The sequence below is a fragment of the Nitrosophilus sp. genome, from assembly GCF_982775275.1.
The window spans coordinates 1-7,873 of the sequence record NZ_CEXZHP010000062.1 but is presented as its reverse complement, the minus strand read 5'-3'; the positions used below and the strand labels follow the sequence as shown (position 1 = coordinate 7,873).

Genomic DNA, 7,873 nt, shown 5'->3' with positions numbered 1-7,873 from the left:
GGCAAGTAAACAGATGGATGAGAGTTTAACATTAAAAGAAGATGAAGAAATTGAACAAAAGGCTGCGCAATGATAACGCTAAATCATTATCTAATATTATCTGCCATTCTTTTTAGTATAGGGCTTGTGGGTATATTAAGAAGGAAAAACCTTCTTATGCTTTTTTTTGCAACAGAGATGCTGTTAAATGCGGTAAATATAGGTTTTGCCGCGGTATCAAAATATTATGGGGATTTAACGGGACAACTTTTTGCTTTTTTTATAATAGCAATTGCCGCTAGCGAGGTTGCGGTTGGGTTAGGGCTATTGATCATATGGTATAAAAGAGTTGGAAGCATCGATCTTGATACGATGCAATCAATGCACGGGTAAGGGAAGGCTCATGGAAAAATATCTATATTTGGCACTATTTTCGCCTCTTGCAGGCTCACTTTTTGCTGCTATTTTTGGTGCGCAACCAAAAAAGCTATTTACCGGGATCGTAACGTCATTTTTACTTTTTGTATCCCTATTTAGTTCTTTATATCTATTAAGTTATATATCGACAACCGGAAATATTATTCATGTAAAACTTTTTGATTGGATAAATGTCGGCGGTTTGGATATTCCTTTTGGATTTATAGCAGATAACGTTTCGGTAATAATGATGGTAACAGTTACCACTGTATCTGCTCTTGTTCATGTCTATTCTATAGGATATATGAAGTATGACGAAGGATTTAATAGATTTTTTTCATATTTGAGCGCCTTTGTTTTTTCAATGATGGTTCTTGTAATGAGCGATAATTTTGCTGGACTTTTTATTGGATGGGAAGGTGTTGGTTTATGTTCTTGGCTACTTATTGGATTTTGGTATAAAAAACAGGATGTAACAAGGGATATTAACCCATCAATTAGTCCATCTTGGGCTGCTAACGAAGCTTTTATAATGAACAGGATCGCCGATCTTGGTATGCTAATTGGCCTATTTTTAATATATTGGAATACCGGATCGTTGCAGTATGATGTTGTATTTAAAGATGTATCAACTTTAAATATCGCTTTAGTTACTTCAATAGGTATATTTTTATTTATCGGTGCGATGGGTAAATCTGCTCAATTTCCTTTACATACTTGGTTGGCCGATGCAATGGAAGGTCCAACGCCGGTTTCTGCGCTAATTCACGCCGCAACTATGGTTACTGCCGGTGTTTATTTGGTAATTAGAGCAAATCCGATATATTCAACTATTCCAGATGTTGGACTTTTTATAGCGACACTTGGCGCATTTGTCGCTGTTTTTGCTGCCTCTATGGCTTTAGTAAATCAAGATTTAAAAAGAATTATCGCCTACTCTACCCTTAGTCAGCTTGGATATATGTTTGTTGCAGCAGGCCTTGGAGCATACTGGATAGCTCTATTTCATTTGATGACGCACGCATTTTTTAAGGCTCTTTTATTTTTAGGAGCAGGAAACGTTATGCACGCTATGGATGACGAGCTAAACATTTTTAAGATGGGCGGCCTTCATAAAACGATGAAATGGACCGCAATTATGATGATAATAGCTTCACTCGCCCTTGCTGGTATATATCCGTTTGCAGGATTTTTCTCTAAAGATAAAATTTTAGAGGTTGCCTTTGATTCGCATCATTATATATTGTGGTTTATGCTTTGGGCAGGTGCGGGAATGACAGCTTTTTATAGCTTTAGATTGGTAATGCTTGTCTTTTTTGGCGAAGAAAGATATAAAAAATTTGGTTTTCATCCGCATGAAGCCTATTGGTATATGCTTTTGGCGATGGCGCCTTTAGCAATCTTGGCTATAATTGCTGGATTTTTTGAAGAAAGTTTTGAGCATTTTGTAACTATGATACTTCCTGAATACCATTTTCATGTTCACGGCATAGCAACCGTTGCTTTAATTGGTGTAACTACGCTAATCGCAGTAAGCGGCATAGCATTTGCCGTGTATAAATATTCAACAGGCGGGTTTAGTGAAAAATGGAAAGAGACTTTTATATATAAACTTCTATTCAATCAATATTATATACCTATTTTTTATGAAAAAGTTTTTTCAAAACCTTATGCCGAACTTTCAAAAATAGCGTGGAAAGAGTTGGATCTAAGAGTGGTTGACGCAACGGTAGATTTTATCGCAAATATCATATACAAATCTGGATTTAAAGGTAGAGTGGTTCAAAGCGGAAACCTATCTGCTATGCTTAGATGGATGGTTATAGGTATGATCGCTCTACTAATATTAGCAATAGTTTATAGTCCGGTAAGGTAAGGAGAATTTAGATGGATCATATTTTAACGATACTGGTATTTTTTCCGGCGATTGCTGGGATGCTTGGATTTATCGTAAATAAAGATAGTATTAGAGCATATGGTATAACCGTTGCCGCGATAGAGTTTATACTTTCATTGTGGTTGTGGTTTAGTTTTGACGGAAGTAACGGAGGTTTTCAATTTGTAGAGCTAATACCTCTAATTCCAGAATATGGGATAAACTACTATTTTGGAGTTGACGGAATATCTTTGTTTATAATAGTTTTATCAACCTTTATAACTTTAATCGGACTTATTTCTTTAACTATTGAGAAAAATTTAAAAAACCTAATCGTCTCTTTGTTATTTTTAGAAATGACGATGGTAGGTGTTTTTGTCGCATTAGATGCTGTTATGTTTTATATCTTTTGGGAACTATCTTTGGTTCCTATGCTTTATATTATCGGTTATTGGGGAAGCGAGCTTAGAATATACGCGTCAATTAAGTTTTTCCTATATACCTTTACCGGCTCACTTATAATGTTAGTTGGTATGCTTTATCTTGCGTATCTATATTATCAAGCGACCGGAACAATTAGTTTTGCGATTACAGATTGGCACAATCTAATATTGCCTTATGATACTCAGATATGGCTATTTGTGGCATTTTTTATCGGTCTTGCTATTAAAGTCCCCATGTTTCCGTTTCATACTTGGCTGCCATACGCTCACGGACAAGCTCCTACAATCGGTTCGGTAATACTTGCAGCGGTATTGCTAAAAATGGGAACTTACGGTTTTGTAAGGCTATCTTTACCAATTTTTCCAGATGCTTCTGTTGCTGCAATAGTGCCAGTTGCTATATTGTCTCTTATTATGATTATTTATACAGCGATGGTTGCTTATGCTCAAGAAGATATGAAACAGGTAATCGCTTATAGTTCTATCTCCCATATGGGTGTGATAGTTCTTGGAACGTTTGCTATGAACGTAGAAGGAATTGCTGGATCAATATTTTTAATGATAAGTCACGGTATAGTAAGCGGCGCACTTTTTATGCTCGTTGGAAATATCTATGATAGAAAACATACAAAACTTATTCGCGAATTTGGCGGTTTAGCTGCAGTTATGCCAAAATATGCGACAATATTTGGTATTATGCTAATGGCTTCAGTAGGACTTCCTTTAACTATAGGGTTTGTAGGAGAGTTTTTAAGTCTATTGGGTTTTTATAAAGTATCTCCTGGAATGACCATATTAGCCGGAACCTCTATAATATTGGGTGCAGTTTATATGTTAAGACTATATAAAGAGAGTTTTTTTGGACCTATAACAAAAGAGGAAAATAAAAAACTTGTTGACTTAAACGCAAAAGAGCTTTTTTCTTTGGTTCCTTTAGTATTAGTCGTAATTTGGCTAGGAATTTATCCAAAACCTGTATTAGGTCCTATAGATACAAGCGTAAAAAATATGCTGGAGTTGATGGAGAAAAAGGCGATTACTAAAGAAGCAAAAGAACTGCTTAGTTCAAACAGAGTTAATTTGGAGGCACAAAAATGACGCCAATTAGTGTTAGTTTAGAATCCTTAAATCTTATTACACTGGCTCCAATGCTTATAGCAATTGCCGGTGGTTTGGTGATTTTATGTATCGATTTGATTGCAAAAAATCTGCATAAATCTTTATATGTAATGCTTTCAATTTTGTTTTTGTTTATAGACTTGGGCGCAATAATAGGTTTGGAGGCAAACCAAAGAGGCTTTTTTGATGTAATGTTGGTTGATGGTATCGCCATACTTTCTCAAATCATAATCGTAGTTGCTTCAATGCTTTTTATACCTTTGGCATTAACTTCAAAGAGATTTCATGAATTTAGTTTGCCAGAATTTTTTGCACTATTTTTATTTATGATTTCTGGTTTTCAGTTTATGGTAGCTACCGATAACCTAATCTTAATTTTTGTAGGTCTTGAAACTGCGAGTTTAGCTTTATATACATTAATTGCAATGCATAACAGAGAAAAGAGTTTTGAAGCCGCGATAAAATATTTTACAATGGGTGCGTTAGCCGCAGGTTTTTATGCTATGGGTTCTATGATTTTATATGCCTTAACGGGAAGCGTAGAGCTTTATAAAATCGCCGAAGTTTTAGCTGCAAGAGGTTATGAGCCTATTTGGGCTGTTTTGGCTGCAGTATCCTTTATGATTGCGGCAATTGGATTTAAATTGTCTATGGTGCCTTTTCATACGTGGACGCCAGATGTGTATGAGGGTGCAAGTGCTGCGCTTGCCGGTTATATGTCTGTTGTGCCAAAAATTGCCGGCTTTGTAGTAGCTATGAGACTTTTTGAATTTTTAATACATAGCGATGTTACATGGGTTAGAGATATCTTATATGGCGCAGTGGTTTTGACTATGACTTTTGCAAATATCGTAGCACTTGTGCAAGATGATGTAAAAAGAATGCTTGCTTATAGCTCTATCAGCCACGCAGGATTTGTAATGGCGGCAATAATGATTGGCACTACACAGGCAAATAGCGGCCTGTTTTTATATTGGATTTTATTTTTGTTTACTAACCTTGGTGCCTTTGCTATGCTTTGGATTTCAAGGCACAAAAGCGCGATATGGCATAAAAGGTTTGATCATCCTTATGAGAAATTTTCCGGATTAGTTCAGATAATGCCCGTTGCTGCTACGATAATGGCTGTATTTATGTTAAGTTTAGCTGGAGTTCCTCCTTTTAGCCTATTTTGGGGCAAACTTTATGTAATGAGCGCTGCGGTAAATGCGGGATATATAATTTTAGCTCTTATCATGGCAGTAAATAGCGCAATTAGTGCATATTATTATCTAAAATTAATAGTTTATATGTTTATGAGAGAACCGGTAACCGATAGTAGCACGATATATTTTAAAAATGCTTCTTTATCATTGAAAACTATTGTTGGATTGTCGGCGGTAGCCACCATTTTATCAGTAGTTTTAATCTCTCCTTTAATGCAGTATATTACTCATCTTGTTAGTATAAGCGGATTTTAAACCGCTTATCTAACAAAATTCTTTTAAAATAATATCTTTTAATTTTTCTTTACTCTCTGATATTTTACTTTTAAACTGTGTTTTATTAAACGTTATCTGTCTTTTTGCAAGATGATAGGTATTTGTTGATATTTTTCTTATTAGAGTATCTAAGTCGATTTTACCATCTAAATATTGCAGTGTCTCTTTTATTCCTATAGCTTTCATGGGGTTTATATTCCTGCCATACTTTTTTTCAAGATAAGCAACCTCGTCTATTAAACCCATTTCAATCATCTTTTTTGTTCTATTTAATATCTTCTTCTTTAAAATATCTTTATCAATTAAAATTTCAAATATAGGCAAATTTTTTATAACAGGAACTTTTGGATTTTTTAAAAAATAGATAGTTGGAGCCATTTTTGTTTCAAAATATAGATCTAGAGCCTTTTGTATTCTATATCTATCGTTTGGTGATATCTTTTTTGCAAAATTTTTATCGATATTTTCTAAAAATTCATAAGCTTTTTTTAAATCACGTAACAAATTATTGGTTTTTTCTTTAGCTGATTGTGATATTTTAGGTATTTTTGAAATGCCATCGATTAGTGTTTTTAGATAAAAGCTGGTTCCTCCAACTATGATAAGATTTTTTTTCTCTTTTTTTGTTATGTTTTTTGCTTTTTTATAAAGCTCTATGAATATATCTACGTTAAAATGTTCATCTGGATAAAACTCATCTATCCCAAAATGCTTAATCTCTTTTAATTCATCTTTTGTAGGCTTTGCAGATACTATATCAATCTCTTTATATATGCTTAAACTATCAAGAGATAATATATTTGCATTACACTCTTTTGCTATCTCAATAGCCAATTCGCTCTTTCCGCTTGCAGTTGGACCAATTATTGCTATCTCATTCATAAGCAAATTATACAATATTTATGGGTATAATTTTTTTCAAAAAAACTTTTATTTAGGATAGAAAATGCAAAAGATTTTAAAAATTTTAAAGGATTTTAACGAATTTGTCATGTTTAAACATACTATTTTTAGTCTTCCTTTTATATTTATCGCGATGATAGTAGCAGCAGATGGTTGGTTTGGTTATAGGCTTCTTTTGTTAGGATTGATTGCAGCTGCAAGTGCAAGAAATTTTGCAATGGGAGTTAATAGATATTTAGATAGAGATATAGATGCATTAAATCCAAGAACCGCTAATAGACCAAGCGTTGATGGGAGGATAAAAGAGAATTGGCAGATTGCCTTTATAGCAATAAATGGATTGATTTTTATTGGTACGGCATATTTCATAAACAAACTAGCTTTTATTTTATCATTTCCAATACTTTTTATATTGGCTATATATAGTTATTTTAAAAGATTTTCCGAATTTGCCCATATAATACTTGGTGTCTCATTAGGATTGGCTCCAATTGCGGGGGTTGTGGCCGTTGAGGCAAAGATAACTATATGGAGCCTATTTTTGGCCTTAGGAGTAATGTTTTGGGTAGCTGGATTTGATCTATTATACTCTTTGCAAGATATCGATTTTGACAAAAAAATGGGGCTTTTTTCCATACCTTCAAAATATGGCGTAAATTGCACCCTTTTTATCTCAAAACTATTTCATTTTTTAACGGTTCTTTTTTGGTTATTTTTCGTTATTGAGGCAAATTTGGGATTTTTTGGTTATTTGGCTGTTGCTGTTTCTGCCATAATGCTTTTTTGGGAACATCTTATTGTAAATAGAGACTTTAAAAAGATAGATAAAGCATTTTTTACCGTAAACGGATATCTAGGAATTCTTTTTTTGATATTTATTATATTAGATACTATTTTTTAATTCTTTTAAAATATCCAATACTTCTTTATCATCTACATCATACCATTTTTGGTATGCGTCTGCTACTGCATAAAATGGATATGGCGTATATAAAGCAATAACCTCGTCAGCTTTTTTCGAAAAATACTCAACAGCCTGCAATGATGCAGTCGGGGTAGCAACAATGATCTTTTTGGGAGATAATTTTTTTAGCATATTTATCGCTGCGCTCATTGTAGATCCCATTGCTATTCCGTCATCAACTAATATTACTATTTTATCTTTTATATCTTTTAAATTTCTGCCATCTCTTAAAACATTGATTCTATGTTTTATCTCTTTTTTCTGTTTTTCAATCTCTTTTTGTATATCCTCTTGTGTTACGCCATATAAAGCATTCTCATTTATAAACAAAGATCCATCTTCGCAAATTGCCCCATATCCGCTTTCAGGATTAAAAGGATAAGATAATTTTCTGCATATTATCAAATCAAAATCGCTATTTAGATATTTTGCTACTTCTGCTCCTACTTCAACGCCTCCTCTTGGTATTGCTAAAACTATAACATCTTTTTTATTTTTATATTTTTCCAATTTCAATGCCAATTTTTTTCCGGCGTCTTTTCTATCTTTAAACATAGTAACTCCTTTTGATATAATAATTTTATGAAAATCGATAATAGTTGGCAAGATATAATAGAAAAATCTTTTAATTGTCTTGATAAAGAGTATTTATCATTTTTAAAAAAAAGCAAATCATACTTTCCTGATTTTG

The 7,873-nt window shown here is 33.4% G+C and carries 7 protein-coding genes; 5 read left to right on the top strand and 2 right to left on the bottom strand.

The genetic code is table 11. The annotated features are described in order from the left end of the window. The first annotated feature begins 69 nt into the window (after positions 1–69). From nuoK to nuoN, 4 genes are read left to right on the top strand one after another with little or no spacing between them, the layout of a single operon-like run. Positions 70–372: an NADH-quinone oxidoreductase subunit NuoK gene (nuoK, locus tag AC30RD_RS04425; RefSeq protein ID WP_489493075.1), complete on the top strand. Its 303-nt coding sequence runs from the start codon at positions 70–72 to the stop codon at positions 370–372. A gap of 10 nt (positions 373–382) precedes the next feature. After that, on the top strand, positions 383–2,272 hold the full coding sequence (nuoL, locus tag AC30RD_RS04420) for an NADH-quinone oxidoreductase subunit L (protein ID WP_489493074.1): 1,890 nt from the start codon (positions 383–385) through the stop codon (positions 2,270–2,272). Positions 2,273–2,283: 11 nt separating this feature from the next. Continuing rightward, complete coding sequence (locus AC30RD_RS04415) at positions 2,284–3,813, top strand: NADH-quinone oxidoreductase subunit M (protein WP_489493073.1); 1,530 nt, start codon at positions 2,284–2,286, stop codon at positions 3,811–3,813. Continuing rightward, complete coding sequence (gene nuoN, locus AC30RD_RS04410) at positions 3,810–5,294, top strand: NADH-quinone oxidoreductase subunit NuoN (protein ID WP_489493071.1); 1,485 nt, start codon at positions 3,810–3,812, stop codon at positions 5,292–5,294. The genes AC30RD_RS04415 and nuoN overlap by 4 nt, the downstream gene beginning before the upstream one ends. Before the next feature lie 9 nt (positions 5,295–5,303). Here the strand turns inward: nuoN and miaA are convergent, their stop codons facing one another. Continuing rightward, a complete protein-coding gene (gene miaA / locus AC30RD_RS04405) occupies positions 5,304–6,197 on the bottom strand; it encodes a tRNA (adenosine(37)-N6)-dimethylallyltransferase MiaA (RefSeq protein WP_489493070.1) in 894 nt (297 codons plus the stop codon). A gap of 64 nt (positions 6,198–6,261) precedes the next feature. On the opposite strand from miaA, the gene mqnP reads away from it, so the two are divergent. Then, the gene (gene mqnP, locus AC30RD_RS04400) at positions 6,262–7,119 is read left to right on the top strand and encodes a menaquinone biosynthesis prenyltransferase MqnP (protein WP_489493068.1); all 858 of its coding nucleotides are present in this window, start codon (positions 6,262–6,264) and stop codon (positions 7,117–7,119) included. Here the strand turns inward: mqnP and AC30RD_RS04395 are convergent. Then, positions 7,102–7,737 (bottom strand): phosphoribosyltransferase, encoded by a 636-nt coding sequence (locus AC30RD_RS04395; RefSeq protein ID WP_489493066.1) that lies wholly within the window; start codon positions 7,735–7,737, stop codon positions 7,102–7,104. The genes mqnP and AC30RD_RS04395 overlap by 18 nt on opposite strands. Positions 7,738–7,873 lie beyond the last annotated feature (136 nt).

Coding starts and splice junctions, on each gene's coding strand:
- nuoL (WP_489493074.1), top strand. CDS start 383: ATGGAAAAATATCTATATTTGGCACTATTTTCGCCTCTTGCAGGCTCA.
- miaA (WP_489493070.1), bottom strand. CDS start 6,197: ATGAATGAGATAGCAATAATTGGTCCAACTGCAAGCGGAAAGAGCGAA.
- AC30RD_RS04415 (WP_489493073.1), top strand. CDS start 2,284: ATGGATCATATTTTAACGATACTGGTATTTTTTCCGGCGATTGCTGGG.
- AC30RD_RS04395 (WP_489493066.1), bottom strand. CDS start 7,737: ATGTTTAAAGATAGAAAAGACGCCGGAAAAAAATTGGCATTGAAATTG.
- nuoN (WP_489493071.1), top strand. CDS start 3,810: ATGACGCCAATTAGTGTTAGTTTAGAATCCTTAAATCTTATTACACTG.
- nuoK (WP_489493075.1), top strand. CDS start 70: ATGATAACGCTAAATCATTATCTAATATTATCTGCCATTCTTTTTAGT.
- mqnP (WP_489493068.1), top strand. CDS start 6,262: ATGCAAAAGATTTTAAAAATTTTAAAGGATTTTAACGAATTTGTCATG.